The 696-nt window shown below is 54.7% G+C and carries 1 pseudogene; it reads right to left on the bottom strand.

Features of this window, described 5'->3' with window-relative positions:
* Positions 1 to 657 (bottom strand): annotated as a pseudogene (locus AC1DZ8_RS33325) (calcium-binding protein); the annotation flags it as partial.
* Positions 658 to 696 lie beyond the last annotated feature (39 nt).

The raw sequence follows: 696 nt of genomic DNA, 5'->3' as shown, positions 1-696 counted from the left end.
TTTGTAGGCCATGTCAAAAGCGGGCGACGGAACCAGCTTTGCCCAGTGATCCATCATGGTCTGCATCTGCGCAGTGGTCGGCATCACATAGGAGCCGCCTGTATTGGTCGCCCAGCCACCACCGCCGAACGACTGATAGACGGGTACGATCGAGCTCAGCGGGATGCCCGCATTCAGCGCGGCCGACACGGAACGGTCGATGTAATTAAAGTCGACGACCGTCGATCGCACCGGATAGGGATTTATTCCGTAGAAATCGATGCCGGTGTTGGCCGGATTGTAGGTGTTGGTGTAGTCGGGGGTGTTGAACGAGCCCATATTCATCAGAGTGATGAAAGTCTTGGCGCCCGGGAAATGGGAGTGAATCCAATCCGATTCAGCCTTAAGATTGGCAGCGCTGACCTGAGTATGATATTTGCCCGTGGGATCCGGCTCATCGGTGAGATAAAAAGCTAAGACCTTCGAATTGCCGATAAGAGGGGTCACCTTGTTGATGAAAGAGGCGGTCACCCCGTTGCCTTCATTGAGCCAAATAAGGGCCTTGGAGCCATCCGGCAGAGCGTTGACCGATGACGCGTACTGAAGATCAACCAGGTTGAAGCCGTTGGCTGCGGCAGCTGCGGCCGAGGCACCATAGGCGTAATGCATCGTAGCCATGCAAAAATCCCGTAATGCATCGTAGCCATGCAAAAATCC

The organism is Mesorhizobium sp. P2_F7 (assembly GCF_056403695.1).
The sequence above is the reverse complement of the archived record's forward strand: the minus strand, read 5'-3'. Positions and strand labels throughout refer to the sequence as shown.